This is a genomic window from Streptomyces roseoviridis (assembly GCF_039535235.1).
Classification (GTDB): Bacteria; Actinomycetota; Actinomycetes; order Streptomycetales; family Streptomycetaceae; genus Streptomyces; species Streptomyces roseoviridis.
This window is the reverse complement of the sequence record NZ_BAAAWU010000001.1, coordinates 5,069,925-5,090,464: the sequence shown is the minus strand read 5'-3', so window position 1 is coordinate 5,090,464 and position 20,540 is coordinate 5,069,925. Positions and strand designations below refer to the sequence as shown.

The window sequence follows — 20,540 nt, the reverse complement described above, 5'->3', positions numbered from 1 at the left end:
GCCGGGGGAACGGGGGCCGGAAGCGGAACCCATAGAATGAGGCCCCTTATGAGGATTCTCGTCACCGGCGGCGCCGGGTTCATCGGTTCACAGTTCGTGCGGGCACTGCTCTCCGGAGAGCTGCCCTCGGGCGAGGGTGCCCAGGTCACCGTCCTGGACAACCTCACCTATTCGGGCAACGAGGCCAATCTCGCCCCGGTGGCGGACCGGCCCGGCTACACCTTCGTCCACGGGGACATCCGCGACCACGCGGTCGTCGACGACGTGATGCGCGGGCAGGACGCGGTCGTGCACTTCGCCGCCGAGTCCCACGTGGACCGCTCGATCCTCGACTCCTCGCCGTTCGTGACGACGAACGTGCTCGGCACCCAGGTCCTGCTGGACGCCGCCAAGCGCCACGGCGTCGGCCGCTTCGTGCACGTCTCCACCGACGAGGTCTACGGCTCGATCGCCGAAGGCTCCTGGACCGAGGACTGGCCGCTCGCGCCGAACTCCCCGTACTCGGCCTCCAAGGCCGGCTCGGACCTGCTGGCGCTCTCGTACCACCGCACCCACGGCATGGACGTGGTGGTGACGCGCTGCTCCAACAACTACGGGCAGTACCACTTCCCCGAGAAGATGATCCCGCTGTTCACCACGAACCTGCTGGACGGGAAGAAGGTGCCGCTGTACGGCGAGGGCCTGAACGTGCGCGACTGGCTGCACGTCTCGGACCACTGCCGGGGCATCGAGATGGTGCTGCGCGGCGGCCGCGCGGGTGAGGTCTACCACATCGGCGGCGGCACCGAGGTCACCAACAAGGAGCTCACCGGCCTGCTCCTCGAAGCCTGCGGCGCCGGCTGGGACATGGTCGAGCACGTCGAGGACCGCAAGGGCCACGACCTGCGCTACTCCCTGTCGATAGAGAAGATCCGCAACGAGCTCGGCTACACCCCGCTCGTCTCCTTCGAGCAGGGCCTCGCCGACACCGTCCAGTGGTACCGCGACAACCGCTCCTGGTGGGAGCCGCTGAAGGCGAAGGCGGCGCTGTCCGCATGAGCACCGAGCAGCACACCGGCGCCCCGTCCTCGACCCGCTGGCTGATCACCGGCGCCGCCGGCATGCTCGGCCGCGACCTCGCCGAGGTCCTGGCCGAGGCCGGCGCGGAGGTCACCGCGCTGACCCGCAAGGACCTCGACGTCACCGACGCCGAGGCCGTGCGCGCCGCCGTCGCCGGCCACGACGTGGTCGTCAACGCGGCCGCGTGGACCGACGTCGACGGCGCCGAGACCGAGGAGGCCGCGGCCACCCGGATCAACGGCGACGGTCCGCGCGCCCTCGCCGCGGCCTGCGCCGACAGCGGCGCCGTGCTGCTCCAGGTCTCCACCGACTACGTCTTCCCGGGCGACGCCACCGAGCCGTACCCGCACGACGCCGCCACCTCTCCGGTGAACGCGTACGGCCGCAGCAAGCTGGCCGGTGAGCGGGCGGTCGCCGAGCTGCTGCCGGAGCGCGGCTACGTGGTGCGCACGGCGTGGCTGTACGGCGCGCACGGCCGGAACTTCGTGTCCACCATGCTGGGCCTGGCCGAGCAGCGCGAGACCCTCGACGTCGTCGACGACCAGCGCGGCCAGCCGACCTGGACCCGTGCGCTCGCCCGCCAGCTGCGGGACCTGGGCGAGGCGGCCGTCGCCGGCCGGGCTCCGGCGGGTGTCTACCACGGCACCGCCTCGGAGACGGCGACCTGGTTCGACCTGGCGCGGGCGGCCTTCGAGCTGACCGGCCTGGACCCGCAGCGGGTGCGGCCGACGACGTCGGAGAAGTTCGTACGCCCGGCCCGCCGCCCCTCCTACAGCGTCCTCGCGCACGAGCGCTGGGCCGAGGCGGGCGTGGCGGTGCAGCCGCACTGGCGCGAGCAGCTCGCGGAGGCCCTGCGGACCATGGCCCCGGGGAAGAACCCGGGCGCCCCGCAGACTCCGGCCCCCCGTGGGCGGTCCGGCGCGTGACCGTGCTCGACCGCATCACCACCGCCCTGCCGCGCGGTACCGCCTTCGTGGGCATCGGTACCGCGCTGCTCGGCGGCGCCAACTACGTCCATCTCGCGGCGGCCGGCCACTCGCTGTCCGTCGACGACATGGCGAGCTTCTCGGTCCTGTGGACCGTCGTCGCCTCCGTCGGGCTCGGCCTGTTCTTCCCGGTCGAGCAGGAGGTCACCCGGGTGGTGGCCGCCCGGGTCGTCGCCGGCGACGGCGCCCTTCCCGTGCTGCGGCGCGGGGCGGTGCTCGCCGGCGGGCTGCTCGCCGTGGTGCTGGTGCCGCTGGCGCTGTTCGCGGGGCCGCTCGCCGACGTCTTCTTCCACGGCGACCGGAGCCTGGTCCTCGCGCTCGGCGGCGCCTTCACGGCGCTCGCCGTCGCGCACCTCACCCGTGGCGTCCTGGCCGGGCTCGGCCGTTTCGAGGTGTACGGGCTCCAGCTGGGCCTCGACGGACTGCTGCGGATCGTGCTGTCGGTGGCCCTCGCGCTGGCCGGCGTCACGTCGTCGTTCGTGTTCGCCGCCGTGATGACCGCGGCGCCGCTGGTCGCGGTCCTGGTCACCCTGCCGCCGGTGCTGCGCGGGGCGCGGTCCGGGTCGACGGCCGAGTGGCGCGAGCTCATCGAGCACCTGGGGCTCCTGGTCGGCTCGACCCTGCTGGCGCAGGTCCTGGTCAATGTCGCGGTGGTCAGCACCAAGCTGATCGCCACGGACGACAGCGCCCTGGTGGCGGCCCTCCTGTCGGCGCTGGTCCTGGCCCGGGTGCCGCTGTTCGCGTTCGGCGCCTTCCAGGCGTCGCTGCTCGCCGGCCTGTCGACCGCGCAGGCCGAGGGGGACACCCGCGGCTACCGGCGGCTGCTGCTGCGGGCCTCGGCGATGACGGCCGGCCTGGGCGCGGCCTTCGGTGTCGGAGCGGTCGCGCTCGGCCCCGTACTGCTGCCGGTGCTGTTCAACTCCCCCGACGTGCTCGGACCGCTCGACTTCGTGTGGCTCTCGCTCGGCACGACGCTGTACATGCTGGCGATGGTGCTCGGTCAGGCGCTGCTCACCAGCGGTGCCGCACGGCAGCAGCTGATGGCGTGGATCGTGGGTACGGCGGCGCTCGTGGCCGTCACTCTGTGTCCGCTGGAGCTGCGCTCCCGGGTCGAGATCGCCTATGCGGTGGGGTCACTGGCCGTGGTCACCGTCATGACGCTCGTTCTTCGCTCTCGTGTAGTCTACCGTTCGGTGCACTCATCGGAATGATCTTCATTCCCTCACTCTCCGTGATCGATTTCGACGGACAGTGGGATGCCGCCGTACGGCGCCCTTCGCCCCCTTTTCGAAGCAGACAGGCCGTTTCCATGAGTCGTCCGATAGACCGGAGCCCGGCGTGAAGTTGTGGATGCTGACTTCGGTCACCGGAGTCTTTCTCGTCGCGTGCATCGTCGAGCTGCTGCGCCGCCGCAAGCTCAAGGAGAAGTACGCGTTCCTGTGGGTGCTCACCGGACTGGTGATCATCCCGCTCGGGTTCTTCCCGAGCGGCCTCGACTCGGTCGCCCGAGCCGTGGGCGTCGCGTCGGGCGTCAGCCTCATCCTCTTCCTCAGCGTCGCCTTCCTCTTCATCGTCTGCCTCCAGCTCAGCTGGGAGGTCGGCCACTTGGAGGAGGAGGGCCGCACCCTGTCCGAGGAAGTGGCGCTGCTGCGCATCGACGTCGAGGAACTGCGCGAGCAGCTCGCGTCGCGGCAGACGGACACGGTGACCGGACGGGAGGGCCGCAAGTGATCGACGGCAAGCGTGTGCTGATCATCATGCCCGCGTGGAACGAGGCCGAGGGCGTCGCCGACGTCATCAAGGAGGTCCACACCACGCTGCCGGGCGCCGACGTGCTCGTCGTGGACGACGGCTCGGCCGATGACACGGCCGCCGTGGCCCGCCGTGCCGGCGCGACCGTGCTGAAGCTCCCGTACAACCTCGGCGTGGGCGGCGCGATGCGCGCCGGCTACCGCTACGCGTACGACCGCGGCTACGACGTCGCCATCCAGGTCGACGCCGACGGCCAGCACGACCCGCGCAACGTGCCCGAGCTGCTGGCCCGCCTGGACGCCGGCGCCGACCTCGTCATGGGCGCGCGCTTCGCCGGCACCGGCGACTACGAGACCCGCGGCCCCCGCAAGTGGGCCATGCTGGTGCTCGCGTTCTGGCTGACGCGGATGGCGAAGACCAAGCTGACCGACGTCACCTCGGGCTTCCGCGCCTCCAACCGCGACCTGATCGACGTCTTCGCCCACTGGTACCCGGTGGAGTACCTGGGCGACACCGTGGAGTCCACGATCGCCGTGGTCCGGGCCGGCTACCGCATCGAACAGGTGCCCGTCGCCATGCGTCCGCGCGCCACCGGCACCCCGAGCCAGTCCCCGTGGAAGGCCACGCTCTACCTGGGCCGGATCGGCATGATCCTGCTGCTCGCGCTCAGCCGCCGCTCCGCCCTCGGCCCGAAGAGGAAGGGCAAGTGACAGCGGTGCGAAACCCCGGTCCCGGCGAGGCGGGCGGCACCGACCGCCTCGGCACGCTCGACATCATGCTGCCGCACTACGGCGACACCGGCCTGATGCAGGCCGCCGTCCGCAGCGTCCTGGAGCAGACCGACGAGAACTGGCGGCTGACCGTCGTCGACGACGGCAAGGAGGAGGGCGTACCCGAGTGGTTCGCCTCCCTCGGCGACAGCCGGGTCCGGTACCAGCGCAACGAGACGAACCTGGGCATCACCGGGAACTTCGCCAAGTGCGTCGACCTCGTCGAGTCCACGCACTTCAGCATGCTCGGCAGCGACGACCTGCTGCTGCCGAACTACGTGGCGACCATGCGCGCGGCCGTTACGGCCCTGCCCGACGCGGCGATCTACCAGCCGGGCGTCCAGGTCATCGACGAGCACGGCAACCCGTCCACCTCGCTCGGCGACGAGGTCAAGAAGCGGCTGTACGCCCCGAAGACCGGCGGCCGGCGCCTGGTGCTGTCCGGCGAACCGCTCGCCGCCAACCTGCTCGGCGGCAACTGGCTGTACTTCCCCTCGATCGTCTGGCGCGCCGACGTCGTCAAGGAGATCGGCTTCCGCAAGGACCTGTCGGTCATCCAGGACCTGGCGCTGATCATCGAGCTGATCCGGCGGGGCGAGAAGCTGGTGGTCGAACCGGTCACCGCCTTCCGCTACCGGCGCCACTCCGGCAGCCTGTCCTCCTCCGAGGCCGTCTCCGGCGCCCGCTTCGGCGAGGCCGTCCGCTTCTTCCAGGAGGTGGCCGCCGAGCTCGACGGCCACGGCTGGCCCAAGGCGGCCCGCGCCGCCCGGCTGCACCTGTCGATGCGGCTGCACGCGCTGACCCTGCTGCCAGGAGCCCTGCGCCGGCCCGACGCCGTGCGCACTCTGCTGAGGTACGCCCTGACCGGCTCTCGATGACCGTCCGCGCGGGGCGGCGGGGCCCTCCCGCCGCCCCGCCGTATTCTGTCCGTCCCGCCCCCGCCCGTCCCGGAGCCCCGCCCTCATGACTCCCACGCAAGCAGCAGCCCGGCCATCGGCAGCCGCTCCCCGGTTCAGCATCATCGTCCCGGCCTTCCGCGTCGAGGCGTATCTGCGGGACTGCCTGGACTCCGTCCTCGGCCAGTCGTTCGAGGACTTCGAGCTGATCGCGGTCAACGACGCCTCTCCGGACGCGTGCGGCGAGATCATGGACGAGTACGCGGCGGCGGACCCGCGGGTGGTGGCGGTCCAGCTCGCCGAGAACGTGGGCCTCGGCCGGGCCAGGAACGCGGGCATGGCCCGCGCGAACGGCACCTACCTGCTGTTCCTGGACAGCGACGACACGATGCTGCCGGGGGCCCTCGCGGCGATCGACCAGCGCCTCGCCGAGACCGCCGACCCCGAGCTGCTGGTCTTCGACTACTCCCGGACGCACTGGGACGGCCGCATCAGCCCCAACGCCAAGGCGAAGGTCCTCGCGGACAGCCCGAGCGGCGCCGTCGGCCTGGCGGACAACCCGGCGCTGCTCGACCTGCTCCAGGTCGCCTGGAACAAGGCGTACCGCCACGACTTCGTGAAGCGCTGGGGCTTCGAGTACCCGCACGGTTACTACGAGGACACGCCCTGGACCTACCCGGTGCTGATCGCCGCCGAGTCGATCGCGGTGCTCCCCCGGGTGTGCGTGCACTACCGCCAGCGCCGCCAGGGCAGCATCCTGCACAGCACCAGCCGCAAGCACTTCGACGTCTTCGACCAGTACGAGCTGGTCTTCGCGTTCCTCGACGCGCACCCGGAGTTCGACCGCTGGCGCGGCCCCCTCTTCGACCGGATGATCACCCACTTCCGGGTGATCGAGAACTCCCCCGGCCGGCTCCCCGCCGAGGCCCGCGAGGAGTTCCGGGCGAAGTTCCTCCGGTACGAGGAGACCTACCGCCCCGCCGGGCACGTCAGCCCGCCGGCCGTCCGGCTCTCCGCCTCCCGCAGGGCCGTCGCCAAGCTGCCCGCCCCGCTGCGCGGTGCCGCCCGGCGCGCCTACCGCACGGCCCGCCGGGTCAAGGCGGCCCCGCGCAAGCTGCGCAAGCCGCTGCGCTCCGCGGTGCTCGCGGGCTACTACCGGGCCCAGCGGATGCTGCCGGTGCAGAACGACACGGCCGTCTTCGCCGCGTACTGGAACACCGACTACGCCTGCAACCCGGCCGCCGTCCACCAGAAGCTGCTGGAACTGGCGCCGAAGGTGAAGACGACCTGGGTCCTCAAGCCCGGTTCGCGCAACACCCCGCCGCCCGGCACGCGGGTCGTCCACCCCGGTTCGTTCGGCTTCTGGCGGGCGATGGCCCGCGGCAAGTACTTCGTGAACAACGTCAACTTCCCGACCCGGGTGGTCAAGCGCCCCGGCCAGATCCACGTGCAGACGCACCACGGCACCCCGCTCAAGCGGATGGGCGTCGACCTGGTCGAGTTCCCCGTCGCCCAGGGCGACCTCGACATGAAGACGCTGATGAAGCGGGTGGACCGCTGGGACTACAGCGTCTCGTCCAACAGCTTCACCACCGCCGTGTGGGACCGCGCCTACCCCGCCGAGTACGAGTCGCTCGACTACGGCTACCCGCGCAACGACGTCCTGGTGCGGGCCGGCGAGGAGGACCGGCGGGCGGCCCGCGAGAAGCTCGGCCTGGACGCGGACTCCACCGTCGTCCTGTACGCACCGACGCACCGCGACTACCAGGGCGTGCCGCGGCCGCTGCTCGACCTGGAGCAGCTGGCGGCCCGCCTCGGCGAGGGCTTCACCGTGCTGTCCCGGGCCCACTACTTCCACCTGGACGGCCCGGCGGACAGCGGCCCGAAGGGCGGCCGCGGCGTCATCGACGTCAGCCGCCACCCGTCGGTGGAGGAGCTGTTCCTGGCCGCCGACTGTCTGCTGACCGACTACTCGTCGCTGATGTTCGACTACGCGCTGCTCGACCGGCCGGTGGTCATCTACGCCAACGACTGGGAGGTGTACCGCGCGACCCGCGGCACCTACTTCGACATCCACGTGGAGTCCCCGGGGCACGTGGTGGAAACCGAATCGGACCTTCTGGACGTCTTCCTCTCGGGACGCTGGTCCGACGACGACTCCGCCAAGCTGCGGACCGAGTTCCGGAGGCGCTTCTGTGAGTTCGACGACGGTTTCGCCGCGGAGCGCGTGGTCCGCAGGGTCTTCCTGAACCAGGAGAATGAACCGCCGGTGACCCTTCCCACGGAGCGTCCGGGCCCACGCACCCACGGCTAGAGCTACCGTGTCCGGCGAGCCGTACGTCGCCGCCGCACACACGCACACCTTGAAGAAAGGCGCAGTACCCAATGCCTCCCCGCCTGTCAGTCGTCGTTCCCGTGTACAACGTGGAGCTCTTCCTCGACGAGTGCCTCCAGTCGATCGCCGACCAGACGTTCACCGACTGGGAGACGATCGTCGTCGACGACGGCTCGACCGACGGCAGCCTCGCCATCGCCCGTGCCTGGGCCGAGAAGGACGAGCGGTTCCGGGTGGTGGTGCAGGAGAACAAGGGGCTCGGGCCGGCTCGTAACACGGGTGTCGCGCACCTCACCGAGGGCACGGAGTACCTGGCGTTCGTGGACAGCGACGACATCGTGCTGCCGGACACGTACACGCGGTTCATCGAGAAGCTGGACGCGACGGGCTCGGACTTCGCCAGCGGCAACGTCAATCTGCTGAAGGCGGGCGAGATCCTGCCGTCGCCGCTGCACCAGAAGCGCCTGAGCAAGGACCGCGACCGCACGCACATCACCCGCGACAAGGACCTCGTCTACGACCGCACGGCGTGGAACAAGGTGTTCCGCCGGTCGTTCTGGGACAAGCACGCCTTCGAGTTCCCCGGCATCCTCTACGAGGACGCCCCGGTCACCCTGCCGGCCCACTTCCAGGCCACCGCCGTGGACGTGCTCGGCGACCCCGTCTACCTGTGGCGGCAGCGGACCGGCGGTGCCCCCTCGATCACCCAGCGCCGTACCGAGCCGGTCAACGTCCGCGACCGCATAAGGTCGTGCGACTCCGTGAGCCGGTTCCTCGCCTCCCAGCCGGGCGAGGCGTTCGAGGAGCACAAGCGCTGGTACGACCAGATCTTCATCAGCGACGAGCTGCCGCTCTTCATGGGCGTGCTCGACGAGGCCGGCACGGAGTTCCGCGAGCTGTTCATGAGCGGTGCCGCCGACTTCCTCGGCCGGGTCGACCCCAAGGTCCTCGGCCGGATCGACGTGTCGCTGCGGCTCAAGTGCCACCTGATCGCCGAGGGCCGGCTCGAAGAGCTCCTGCGGCTGATCACCTTCGAGCGCGAGACCGGCCGGGCGGTCCCGGTCACCCGGCAGGGCCTGCGCCACTTCGCCGACTACCCGGTGCTCGACAAGGCGAAGTCGGTCCCCCGTGACGTCCTGCGCGTGGGCGCCGACTTCTCCGCCCGTGCCCGGGTCGAGGAGGTCGTCTGGCGCGGCGGCCGGCTGCACATCGACGGCCACGCCTACATCCGCAACCTGGCCGCCCCGAAGCCGAAGCCGTCGCTGCGCGTCCTGATGATGCGCGAGAGCGGCAGCCGCCGCACGGTCCTCGTCCGGCCCAGCCGGAAGCGCGCCCCCAAGGCCACCCAGACCTCCGGCCAGTCGCTGCACAACTACGACTGGTCCGGCTTCTCCCTCGACCTCGACCCGGCCAAGCTGAAGGGCCGCGGCGGCTGGCGCGACGGCGTGTGGCGGATGACCGTCGCCACCGTCCAGGAGGGCGTGGCCCGCCGCACCCGGCTGAAGGCCGGCGAGAGCGGCAACGCCGAGAGCCCGGCCCAGCACTGGGTCGAGAAGGACGTCCGGATCGTTCCGTTCGTCGCCGACAGCCACCTGTACCTGCGGGTCGACAAGGTCCGCGCCAAGCTGACCGGTCACCGCCGGGCGGACGGCGCCGTCGAGCTGTCCGGTGCCCTCGGTCACGAGGCCGCCGCGCCCGGCGCGAAGCCGGTGCTGCGGCTCACCCACGCCACCTCCGGCGCGAAGCTCCAGCTCCCGGTCACCCGCGAGGGCGGCGCCGAGTTCTCCGTACGGGTCCCGCTCGCCGACCTCGACGTCGAGGGCCGTGACTCGGAGGACCTGGAGGTCACCGACAAGTGGACGGCCGAGCTGGTCGTCGGCTCGAAGAAGTTCCCGGTCGCCGTGGACGACCGTGAGGCCGACCTGGGCCGCCAGTACGCCGTCGACGGCACGGACACCACCGGGTGGGGCGCGCGTGCGGTGGCGGTCACCGGCGACGGCGCCGGCCGCCTGGTGCTGCGCACCCAGCCGGTCCAGCCCATGATCGCGGACGCCACCGTGTCCGCGGACGGCCGGATCACGCTGGAAGGCGCGCTGCCCGCCACCCTCGACGAGCCGCTGGAGCTCGTGCTGCGCCACAGCCGGCACGCCGAGGAGCACCGCTACCCGGTCACCGCCGAGGACGGCCGCTTCCGCGCCGGCTTCCTTCCGGTGCCCGACGGCTTCACCGAGGTGCCGCTGCGCCAGGGCCGCTGGTACCTGTTCGTGCGGACCGTCGACAGCCGGGTCGAGGTGCCGGTGCGGGCCGTGCCCAAGACGCTGGGCTCGCTCCCCGTCTCGTTCTCGCTGCGCGGCCGCGACTACGCGCTCACCCACCGCTTCTACGACCGGCTGCTCATCGAGGCGGCCTCCGACCTGGACGCGGACGAGCTCGGCTGGTTCCGCCAGCGCGAGATGCGGTCCACCGTCTACGAGCGGGCCCGCACCGCCCCCGTGAAGGACACCGTCCTCTACGCGTCGTTCTCCGGCCGCCAGTACTCCGACTCGCCCCGGGCGATCTACGAGGAGCTGGTCCGCCAGGGCTCCGACCTCGAGCACGTGTGGGTCGTGGAGGACCTGCGGTCCGAGATCCCCAAGGGCGTGCGCGTCATCCGCCGCTGGAGCCGCGAGTGGTACGAGGCGCTCGGCACCAGCCGCTTCATCGTGACCAACACCCACCTGCCGTTCTGGATCAGGCGCCGCGAGGGCCAGGTGATCGTGCAGACCTGGCACGGCACCCCGCTCAAGCGGATCGGCCACGACATCGACAGCGTGCAGTTCGCCGACCGCAAGTACCTGGACAAGGTCGCCCAGGAGACCCCGAGCTGGAGCTTCCTGGTCTCCCCCAACCGCTTCTCGACCCCGATCATGAAGCGGGCCTTCCAGTACGACGGGGAGATCCTGGAGTCGGGCTACCCGCGCAACGACGTGCTGCTGGCCCCCAAGACGGAGGAGCTGGCGCGCGCGGTCCGGGAGCGGATCGGGCTTCCCGAGGACAAGAAGGTCGTGCTGTACGCGCCGACCTGGCGGGACGACCAGTTCTACCAGGCCGGCAACTACAAGTTCGATCTCCGCCTCGACATCACCAAGGCGGCGCAGCGGCTCGGCGACGACCACGTCCTGCTGGTCCGCAAGCACTCGAACATCGTCGACGCGGTGCCCGGCGCCGGCGACGGCTTCGTCTTCGACGTGTCCAGCTACCCGGACATCGCGGAGCTGTTCCTGATCACCGACGTGCTCGTCACGGACTACTCGTCGCTGATGTTCGACTTCGCGAACACGGGCCGTCCGATGCTCTTCTTCACGTACGACCTGGAGTACTACCGCGACCAGCTCCGCGGCTTCTACTTCGACTTCGAGAAGCGGGCCCCCGGTCCGCTGCTGCAGACCTCCGACGAACTCATCGAGGCGCTCGGCGACATCGACCGCATCAGCGCCGGATACACCGACGCCTACCGGGAGTTCCGGGACGTGTTCTGCGACCTCGACGACGGCCGCGCCTCCGAGCGGGTGATCCGCCGGATGCTGGAGCTCGCGCACCCCGACAGCCCGTCCACCAAGGACAGCCCGTCCACCGAGGACGGCCCGTCCACCAAGTCAGCGGAGCAGCGGTGAAGACGCCTTCCCTCCCCCTCGTGAACCGGACCCTGGAACGGATCCCGCCGCAGCGGCGGCTTCCGCTGGCGGTCTACGCGACCACCCAGTTGATCTTCCTGGTGTGGTGGGCCGCGTTCTACCCGGGCGGGATGAGCTACGACTCCATCTCGTACGTGTGGCACGTCACCACCGGCCACTGGATGTCCAACCACTCGGTGGCGTACGACGTCCTGGTCTGGTTCAGCCTCCAGCTGACCGGTGACCTGGCACTGCTGACGTTCGCGCAGTCGGTGGCGATGGCGGCGACCCTGGCGTACGTGGCGGTGACGCTGCGCAGGTTCGGGGCGAAGGGGAAGTGGATCTACGCCGCGGCGGTGGCGTGCGCGCTGCTGCCGTCCATCGGCACGTTCGTGATCTACGTGTGGAAGGACGTCGCGTACGCGATCGGCGCGATCCTCGCCTTCGCCGCGGCGGGCCGTCTCGCGGCGCGCCGGATGCGGGGCGAGTCCCAGGTCCGCGACAAGGCGTTCCGCAACGAGATCGCGGTCCTGTTCGTGGGCTTCCTGTTCATGAGCATCTTCCGCAACAACGGCCTGCTGGTCGCGCTCATCGCGGTGCCGGTGCTGCTGCTGACGCTGCCGAAGGTGCGCAGGTGGCTGCTGTTCGCGACGGTGGTGCCGGCGCTGATCGGCGCCGGCCTGCAGCTGGTGGTCTACCCGGCCGTCGGTGTGAAGACGCCGACCAAGGACCAGGTGTACGCGATGAACTACGCGGACATCGCGGTGGTGTACGGGCAGGTGCCGCACACCTTCACCAAGGCCGACAAGGAGCTGATGGCGAAGGTCGCGCCGATGTCGCACTGGGGCGGGAAGGCGGCCAACTGCTACAACGCCGACTGGGCGATGCAGAAGCCGATGAACCGCAAGCTGGCGGAGAAGTACAACGACCAGCTGGTCGACCTGTGGTTCCGGGTCCTGGAGCGCACGCCGGACCGGATGATCTCGGCCCGGCTGTGCCGCTCGCACATCGCGTGGTCGCCGTACCCGGGTCCGGTGGACAAGATGGGCCACACCCTGATCAGCCCGCCCTCCGTGCCGAAGAACCTCTTCGGCTGGGCGGACTGGAACCCGGACATGAAGGAGAGCCCCTACCGGCCGATCCTGAAGATCCGCCCGCTGTCGTACAAGCTGAACGACGTGGCGTACTTCGTGTGGCAGGCGAGCAAGACGGCGCAGCTGCAGTGGCTGCTGTTCCGCGGGGCGATCTGGTGCTACGCGGCGTACGCGATCGTCCTGGCCTTCTCCCGCAAGCACCGCACCTGGGCACCGGTGGCCCTGCTCGCGGTCCCGCTGGCCCTCCAGCTCACGGTCGTCGCGGCGAACCCGGCCCCCCTGGCCCGCTACATGTTCGCCCCGCTGTTCCTGGGCATCCTGTGCCTGCCGCTGATCGGCGCGAAGCCCCGCTTCACGAAGCGAGCGGAGCCGGCCCCGGCCGCCCCGGCCCCGGAGAACGCCTCCGAGTCCACCCCCACGGACACCGACCCCGACCCGGAACCGGCGCGCGTGGCGTGACGCCCTGACCCCGCCCCCGGACAGCACCGAAGGGGCCCGCCTCCTCCCCGAGGAAGCGGGCCCCTTCGCCGTACACAGCCGCCGTCCGGAACGGTTCGAACGCGTCGAACTCCCGCTGCGCCGGACTCCGCCCGACGAACGAGCCGGGCCCCCGCCGGAGCATTCCGGCAGGGGCCCGCACACGTCCGCCTAGAACGGGTTGAACTCGTCGAACTCCCGCTGCGCCTCATCGTGCTCCGCCTGCCGGTCCCGACGCCGCTGGGCGGCGGGCCGGGGAGCCTCCAGACGGTGGTCCTCACCGCGGCGGCCGAGCATTTCGGCGCCGGCGACCATCGTGGGCTCCCAGTCGAAGACGACCGCGTTCTCCTCGGAGCCGATGGCGACGCCGTCGCCGGCGCGGGCGCCGGCCTTCATCAGCTCGTCCTCGACACCGAGGCGGTTGAGGCGGTCGGCGAGGTAGCCGACGGCCTCGTCGTTGTTGAAGTCGGTCTGACGGACCCAGCGCTCGGGCTTCTCGCCCCGCACCCGGTACACGTCCTCCTGCTCGTCGTAGGTGACGGTGAAGCCCGCGTCGTCGACCGCCTTCGGGCGGATGACGATCCGGGTCGCCTCCTCCTTCGGCTTGGCCGCGCGCGCCTTCGCCACGATCTCGGCCAGCGCGAAGGACAGCTCCTTCAGGCCCGTACGGGCGACCGCGGAGACCTCGAAGACGCGGTAGCCGCGCTCCTCAAGGTCGGGGCGGATCATGTCGGCGAGGTCCTGGCCGTCCGGGATGTCGATCTTGTTGAGGACGACGATGCGCGGGCGGTCCTCGAGGCCGCCGTACTGCTTCAGCTCCTCCTCGATGACGTCGAGGTCGGTGACCGGGTCGCGGTCGGACTCCAGGGTCGCCGTGTCGAGGACGTGGACGAGCACCGAGCAGCGCTCGACGTGGCGCAGGAACTCCAGGCCCAGGCCGCGGCCCTGGCTGGCGCCGGGGATGAGGCCGGGGACGTCGGCGATGGTGTAGACGGTCGAGCCGGCCGTGACCACGCCGAGGTTCGGAACCAGCGTCGTGAAGGGGTAGTCCGCGATCTTCGGCTTGGCGGCCGACAGGACGGAGATCAGCGAGGACTTGCCGGCGCTCGGGTAGCCGACGAGCGCCACGTCGGCGACGGTCTTGAGCTCCAGGACGATGTCCTGGACGTCGCCGGGCTCGCCGAGCAGCGCGAAGCCGGGCGCCTTGCGCCGTGCGGAGGCGAGCGCCGCGTTGCCGAGGCCGCCGCGGCCGCCCTGGGCGGCGACGAACGTGGTGCCCTCTCCGACCAGGTCGGCGAGGACGTTGCCCTTCTTGTCGAGGACGACGGTGCCGTCGGGCACGGTCAGGACGAGGTCCTGGCCGTCCTTGCCGGAGCGGTTGCCGCCCTCGCCGGGCTTGCCGTTGGTGGCCTTGCGGTGCGGGGAGTGGTGGTATTCGAGGAGCGTGGTGACGGACTGGTCGACGACCAGGATCACGTCACCGCCGCGGCCGCCGTTGCCGCCGTCGGGGCCGCCGAGCGGCTTGAACTTCTCCCGGTGGACGGAGGCGCAGCCGTGGCCTCCGTTACCCGCGGCGACGTGCAGCTCGACGCGGTCCACGAAGGTGGTCATGTTCTGTGCCTCCAGAGAGATTAAGCGTGGAATGTCTATCTAGTAACACGCGAAAGGCGGACCCGCTTCCCTGTACGGGAAGTGAGGTCCGCCTCCGCAAAGCGTCCGATCAGGCGACCGGAACGATGTTCACGACCTTGCGGCCACGGAAGGTGCCGAACTGCACCGAACCGGCCTGCAGGGCGAACAGCGTGTCGTCGCCGCCACGGCCGACGCCCGAGCCCGGGTGGAAGTGGGTGCCGCGCTGGCGGACCAGGATCTCACCCGCGTTGACGACCTGACCGCCGAAGCGCTTCACGCCGAGCCGCTGGGCGTTGGAGTCGCGACCGTTCCGGGTGGACGATGCGCCCTTCTTGTGTGCCATTGCTCAGTCCCTCTTTACTTCGCGGCCGTCGGGATGGACGTGACCTTGATCGCCGTGTACTGCTGACGGTGACCCTGGCGACGGCGGTAGCCGGTCTTGTTCTTGTAGCGCAGGATGTCGATCTTGGCGCCCTTGTGGTGGTCCACGACCTCGGCCTGGACCTTGATGCCCGCCAGGACCCACGGGTCGCTGGTCACGGCGTCGCCGTCGACAACGAGCAGGGTCGAGAGCTCGACCGTGTCGCCAACCTTGGCGGTGGAAATCTTGTCAACCTCAACGATGTCGCCGACAGCAACCTTGTGCTGGCGACCACCGCTGCGCACGATGGCGTACACGCGGATCTCTCTCTCACTCGGTAACGGGACCTCTGATGCCAGCCGCTCGCGCGGGCCCGGGGCCCGCGGCGATCCGGAATCGGACGAGCGGCCTCTCCCGGAGACCCGGGAGGGAGGTGCTCAGAGGTGTGGCGTGCATACCGACACGCCGACGGTCTAGGTTACGGGCGGCCCCCGTAGGGGGTCAAATCTCGGCCGTCTCGGCGACGAAGCCCTTGAGCCAGGCGCGGAAGTCCGGGCCGAGGTCCTCGCGCTCGCAGGCCAGCCGCACGATGGCGCGCAGGTAGTCGCCCCGGTCGCCCGTGTCGTAACGCCGCCCCTTGAAGACGACACCGTGCACCGGGCCGCCGACCCGCTCGTCGGCCGCCATCGTCTGCAGGGCGTCGGTCAGCTGGATCTCGCCGCCGCGGCCCGGCTCGGTCTCGCGCAGGACGCCGAAGACGGCCGGGTCGAGGACGTAGCGGCCGATGATGGCGAGGTTGCTGGGCGCGTCGGCCGGCTCCGGCTTCTCCACCAGGCCGGTGATCCGTACGACGTCGGCGTCGTCGGTCGGCTCGACCGCCGCGCAGCCGTAGAGGTGGATCTGCTCCGGGTCGACCTCCATGAGCGCGACCACGCTGCCGCCGTTCTCGCCGAGCACCTCCAGCATGCGGGCGAGCAGCGGGTCGCGCGGGTCGATCAGGTCGTCGCCGAGGAGCACCGCGAAGGGCTCGTCGCCGACGTGCGGGGCGGCGCACAGTACGGCGTGCCCGAGACCGCGCGGGTCGCCCTGGCGCACGTAGTGCATGGTGGCGAGCTCGTTGGACTCCTGGACCTTGGCGAGGCGTTCCTCGTCGCCCTTGCGGACCAGGGCCTCCTCCAGCTCGTAGTTCCGGTCGAAGTGGTCCTCCAGCGGCCGCTTGTTGCGCCCGGTGACCATCAGGACGTCCTCCAGCCCCGCCGAGACCGCCTCCTCCACGACGTACTGGATCGCCGGCTTGTCCACGACCGGCAGCATCTCCTTCGGCGTCGCCTTCGTGGCGGGAAGGAAACGCGTGCCGAGGCCGGCGGCGGGGATCACGGCCTTGCGCACGCGAGGGGCGGGGGTGTTGTTCATCGGGCTGGTTCCTGGTTTCCGATCCGGGGGTCAAAACGTGTGGACCGTCCTCGGAAGGAGGACGGCCCACACGGGTCGCGTCGGGGACTGGGGGTCAGTCCTGCGCGGGGGCAGCGGTCTTCTTCGCGGCCTTCTTCGCGGTCGTCGTCTTCTTCGCCGCGGTCTTCTTGGCCGCCGTCTTCTTGGTGGCGGCCTTCTTCGCGGTGGCCTTCTTGGCGGTCTTGCGCGCCGCCTTCTTGGCCGGGGCGGGGGCCTCGTCGGCCTCCGCCTGCGCCTCGGCGTCCGCGGGGACCTCGGCCTCGGCCGGAGCCGCAGCCGGGGCCGGGGACGCGACGACGACCACGGCGGCCTCCTCGGATCCGGTCGGCGAACCGGCCGGAGCGGTGGCCTTGCGGACCACCCGGCGCCGCGCCTTCGGCGGGGCGGCCGCGGGGGCCTCCTCGACGACGGGCTCGGGCGCGGGCTCGGCCGGGGCCTCTTCGGCGGCCGGCGGGGCCGCGGGGGCCTCGGCGACGGCCTGGGGCTCCGGGGCCGCGACCTGCTCGGCGGCCGGGGCCGGCGAACCGGCCGGGGCCGTGGCCTTGCGGGTGGCACGGCGGCGGGTGCGCGGTGCCGGGGCGGCCTCCGCCTCGGCGGCCGGCGGGGCCACGGGCTCCGCGACCCGCTCCGGCGCCACCTCGGCCTCGGCCTTCTCCTCCGCCTTCGGCTCCTGCTCGGGCTCCGCCTTCGGCTCCGGGACGACGACCTCGTACGTCTCCGTCTCGGTGACGGCCGGGGAGGCGACCGGCGCCGACACCCGGCGGGTGGCCCGACGACGGCCCCGACCACGCGTGGCGGCGGCCTCGGCCTCCGCGACGCTGCTGTACAGCTCCTCGTCCGGGGCGATCGGCTCGGGCAGCGCGACCGGGGCCGCGAGCTCCGCCGCGACCTCGGCCTCGGTCTCCGTCTCCGCCTCGGCCGAGTCGTCCGGGGTCTCGACGGCCTCGTGCTCGTGCTCGTGGACGTGCTCGGCGCCGCCGCGGCCGCGCTTCTTCGAGCGCTTGCCGCCGCCACCGCCGCCGGCGGTGGTCGGCTGCTCCATGTGGACGATGACTCCGCGCCCGTTGCAGTGGACGCAGGTCTCCGAGAAGGACTCCAGGAGGCCCTGGCCGACCCGCTTGCGGGTCATCTGCACCAGGCCGAGCGAGGTGACCTCGGCCACCTGGTGCTTGGTCCGGTCCCGGCCCAGGCACTCCAGGAGGCGGCGCAGCACCAGGTCGCGGTTGGACTCCAGGACCATGTCGATGAAGTCGATGACGACGATGCCGCCGAGGTCGCGCAGGCGCAGCTGGCGGACGATCTCCTCGGCCGCCTCCAGGTTGTTCCTGGTGACGGTCTCCTCGAGGTTGCCGCCCTGGCCGGTGAACTTGCCGGTGTTGACGTCGACCACGACCATCGCCTCGGTCTTGTCGATCACCAGCGAGCCGCCGGACGGCAGCCAGACCTTGCGGTCCAGCGCCTTCATCAGCTGCTCGTCGATCCGGTACGTGGCGAACACGTCGACCTCGCTCGTCCACTTGGACAGGCGGTCGACCAGGTCGGGGGCGACGTGCGAGACGTAGCCGTGGATGGTCTCCCACGCGTCGTCGCCGCTGACGATGACCTTGGAGAAGTCCTCGTTGAAGATGTCGCGGACGACCCGGACGGTCATGTCCGGCTCGCCGTAGAGCAGGGTCGGCGCGTTGGCGCTGCCGCTCTTCGCCTTCTTCTGGATGTCCTCCCACTGCGCCTGCAGCCGCTCGACGTCGCGGCGCAGCTCGTCCTCGCTCGCGCCCTCGGCGGCGGTGCGCACGATGACGCCCGCGTCCTCGGGGACGATCTTCTTGAGGATGGTCTTCAGACGCGCGCGCTCGGTGTCGGGCAGCTTGCGGCTGATGCCGGTCATCGAGCCCTCGGGCACGTACACGAGGTAGCGGCCGGGCAGGGAGACCTGGCTGGTCAGACGGGCGCCCTTGTGGCCGATCGGGTCCTTGGTGACCTGCACCAGGACCGACTGGCCGGACTTGAGGGCGGTCTCGATGCGGCGCGGGCCGTTGGCCATGCCGAGCGCCTCGAAGTTGACCTCGCCGGCGTACAGGACGGCGTTGCGGCCCTTGCCGATGTCGACGAAGGCGGCCTCCATCGACGGCAGCACGTTCTGGACCTTGCCCAGGTAGACGTTGCCGACGTAGGAGGTGGCCTGCTCCTTGTTGACGTAGTGCTCGACGAGCACGTTGTCTTCCAGGACGCCGATCTGGGTGCGCTCGCCGTTCTGGCGGACGACCATCACGCGCTCGACGGCCTCGCGGCGGGCGAGGAACTCGGCCTCGGTGATGATCGGGACGCGGCGACGGCCCTGCTCGCGGCCCTCGCGGCGGCGCTGCTTCTTGGCCTCCAGGCGGGTGGAGCCCTTGATGGACTGCACCTCGTCGGACGGCTCGGCCTTCTCGCGCGCCGGGCGGGGCTCGCGGACCTTGACGACCGTGCGGACGCCGTCCTCGTCGGTGGCCTCGGCCTCGGCGGCGGCGTCACCGCTGCGGCGACGGCGGCGGCGACGGCGGCGGGAGCTGCTGGAGCCGCCGAACGCCTCGGTGTCGTCGGACTCGTCCGACTCCTCGGCCTCGCCCTCGGCGTCGCCGTGGGCCTCGTCGGGCTCCTCGGAGTCCTCCGCGTCCTCGGTCTCGGCGAACTCGCCGCGGCGGCGGCGACGGCCGCCACGACGGCGACGGCGGGACGGGCGGTCCTCGTACTCCTCGGTCTCCCCGGTCTCCTCCGCCTCGGCCTCGGGCTCGGCCTCCGCCTCGGGGGTCGACTCGACCTCGGGCTCGTCGGCGACGGTGGCGGGGACGGGCTCGACGGCCACGGGCTCGCCGCGGCGGCGACGGCGACGGCGCGAGCCGGTCTCGGCGCGCTCGACGACCGGGGCGGCCTCGGCCGCCTCCGCGATCTCGTCCGTCTCCTCCTCGAGGTCCTCCTCCACGGCCTCGGCCGCGGCGATGGCGGCGGCGGTCTCGGGGGTCTGGAACATCGGCTCGGTGAAGACCGGGGCCTGGAAGACGGCGACGGCCGGGCGGGCGGCACGACGGGTGCGCGGCGCCTCGGCCTCGGCGGCCGGGGCGGCGAACTGCGGGGAGCCGGCGCGTCGGCGGCCACGGCCGCGGGTGGCGGCCTCCTCGGCGGCGGCGACGTCGGCGCCGTGCGAGGCGATCTCCTCGACGGTGTCCTCGGGCAGCGCCTCGCCGGAGGTCTCGGCGGCGATCTCGGCGGCGGCGGAGGCCGCCACCTCGGGCGTGCTGGTCTTGCGGGTGGCGCGGCGGCGGGTCCGGGGGGCCGGGGCGGCCTCCTCGGCCACGGGCGCCGTCTCGGCGGGAGCGGCCTCGGCGGCGGGAGCCGGGGTGGGCTCCGGGGCCGCGGCGGCACGGGTCGCACGGCGACGCGTACGGGGCGCGGGTGCGGGCTCCTCGGCGGCGGGCGCCTCGGTCGCCGGGGCGGTCTCGGCGGCGGGAGCGGCCCCGGCCTCGACGGGCTCGGGGGTCGCCACGGCACGGGTCGCACGGCGACGCGTACGGGGCGCGGGCCCCGCCGGCTCCTCGGCGGCCGGGTTCTCGGTCACCGGAGCGACCGGGGCGGCGGGGGTCTCGACGATCTCCGCGGCCTCGGCGGCGGCGGTCTGCGGTGCGGTGGCCTTCCGGGTGGCACGGCGGCGCGGACGCGCGGGCGCCGGCTCCTCGGCTGCCGGGGCCTCGGCCACCGGGGCGGCCGGGGCGGGCGTGGTCTCGACGACCTCGGTGGTCTCGGCGGCGGCCTCGGCCGTCACCGGCGGACCGGCCGGCCGGGACGCGGCGCGGCGCCGACGGCGCGGCGGCAGCTTGTCACCGGGTGCGTTGGTGTCGTTCTCTTCGAGCATGCGGGGTTCTCCCGTCACGCTCCCGGGCGCCGCGTCTTGTTCCGGTCCGGCGGCACGAACACGCGAGATGCGCGGTGCCGCCGTCCGGGGCGCGGGCGCCGCACGGGAGCTCTATGTCTGGCTCGCCGGTTCCGTACGCCCTGTGCGGACGGCCTGGCGAAAGTCTCCTGGTCAGTGCGCTGCCCGA

At 71.8% G+C, this 20,540-nt stretch carries 14 protein-coding genes; 9 read left to right on the top strand and 5 right to left on the bottom strand.

All coding sequences use genetic code 11. From position 1 onward, the window contains the following. Positions 1-48: 48 nt before the first annotated feature. The 9 genes from rfbB to ABD954_RS22930 all read left to right on the top strand — a co-directional run bounded on the left by rfbB (position 49) and on the right by ABD954_RS22930 (position 13,004). Positions 49-1,038, top strand: coding sequence for a dTDP-glucose 4,6-dehydratase (gene rfbB / locus ABD954_RS22970; RefSeq protein ID WP_345488363.1), 990 nt, complete (start codon positions 49-51; stop codon positions 1,036-1,038). Further along, positions 1,035-1,985, top strand: a complete 951-nt coding sequence (gene rfbD, locus ABD954_RS22965) for a dTDP-4-dehydrorhamnose reductase (protein WP_345488361.1) — start codon at positions 1,035-1,037, stop codon at positions 1,983-1,985. The genes rfbB and rfbD overlap by 4 nt, the downstream gene beginning before the upstream one ends. Further along, positions 1,982-3,256, top strand: a complete 1,275-nt coding sequence (locus ABD954_RS22960) for a lipopolysaccharide biosynthesis protein (protein WP_345488359.1) — start codon at positions 1,982-1,984, stop codon at positions 3,254-3,256. Before rfbD ends, ABD954_RS22960 begins: the two co-directional genes overlap by 4 nt. Positions 3,257-3,395: 139 nt before the next feature. Beyond that, positions 3,396-3,776, top strand: a complete 381-nt coding sequence (locus tag ABD954_RS22955; protein WP_345488357.1) for a DUF2304 domain-containing protein — start codon at positions 3,396-3,398, stop codon at positions 3,774-3,776. Next, positions 3,773-4,507 (top strand): glycosyltransferase family 2 protein, encoded by a 735-nt coding sequence (locus ABD954_RS22950; RefSeq protein WP_345488355.1) that lies wholly within the window; start codon positions 3,773-3,775, stop codon positions 4,505-4,507. Before ABD954_RS22955 ends, ABD954_RS22950 begins: the two co-directional genes overlap by 4 nt. Continuing rightward, positions 4,504-5,445, top strand: coding sequence for a glycosyltransferase family 2 protein (locus ABD954_RS22945; protein WP_345488353.1), 942 nt, complete (start codon positions 4,504-4,506; stop codon positions 5,443-5,445). Before ABD954_RS22950 ends, ABD954_RS22945 begins: the two co-directional genes overlap by 4 nt. 85 nt (positions 5,446-5,530) lie before the next feature. Continuing rightward, positions 5,531-7,777, top strand: a complete 2,247-nt coding sequence (locus ABD954_RS22940) for a bifunctional glycosyltransferase/CDP-glycerol:glycerophosphate glycerophosphotransferase (protein ID WP_345488351.1) — start codon at positions 5,531-5,533, stop codon at positions 7,775-7,777. Between the two features lie 71 nt (positions 7,778-7,848). Beyond that, positions 7,849-11,451: a bifunctional glycosyltransferase/CDP-glycerol:glycerophosphate glycerophosphotransferase gene (locus tag ABD954_RS22935; protein WP_345488349.1), complete on the top strand. Its 3,603-nt coding sequence runs from the start codon at positions 7,849-7,851 to the stop codon at positions 11,449-11,451. Between the two features lie 20 nt (positions 11,452-11,471). After that, on the top strand, positions 11,472-13,004 hold the full coding sequence (locus ABD954_RS22930) for a DUF6020 family protein (protein ID WP_345488346.1): 1,533 nt from the start codon (positions 11,472-11,474) through the stop codon (positions 13,002-13,004). Positions 13,005-13,193: 189 nt separating this feature from the next. Here ABD954_RS22930 and obgE read toward each other — a convergent pair whose 3' ends face one another. The 5 genes from obgE to ABD954_RS22905 all read right to left on the bottom strand — a co-directional run bounded on the left by obgE (position 13,194) and on the right by ABD954_RS22905 (position 20,353). Then, a complete protein-coding gene (obgE, locus tag ABD954_RS22925; RefSeq protein ID WP_345488344.1) occupies positions 13,194-14,633 on the bottom strand; it encodes a GTPase ObgE in 1,440 nt (479 codons plus the stop codon). A gap of 109 nt (positions 14,634-14,742) precedes the next feature. Then, positions 14,743-14,997 carry a 50S ribosomal protein L27 gene (gene rpmA / locus ABD954_RS22920; RefSeq protein ID WP_030494090.1) on the bottom strand — a complete coding sequence of 85 codons (255 nt, stop codon included), beginning with the start codon at positions 14,995-14,997 and terminating at the stop codon, positions 14,743-14,745. Positions 14,998-15,011: 14 nt separating this feature from the next. Next, complete coding sequence (gene rplU, locus ABD954_RS22915; protein ID WP_010476312.1) at positions 15,012-15,332, bottom strand: 50S ribosomal protein L21; 321 nt, start codon at positions 15,330-15,332, stop codon at positions 15,012-15,014. A gap of 184 nt (positions 15,333-15,516) precedes the next feature. After that, on the bottom strand, positions 15,517-16,428 hold the full coding sequence (gene galU / locus ABD954_RS22910; protein WP_345488337.1) for a UTP--glucose-1-phosphate uridylyltransferase GalU: 912 nt from the start codon (positions 16,426-16,428) through the stop codon (positions 15,517-15,519). Between the two features lie 94 nt (positions 16,429-16,522). Beyond that, positions 16,523-20,353, bottom strand: coding sequence for an Rne/Rng family ribonuclease (locus ABD954_RS22905; RefSeq protein ID WP_345488335.1), 3,831 nt, complete (start codon positions 20,351-20,353; stop codon positions 16,523-16,525). Between the last annotated feature and the right edge of the window lie 187 nt (positions 20,354-20,540).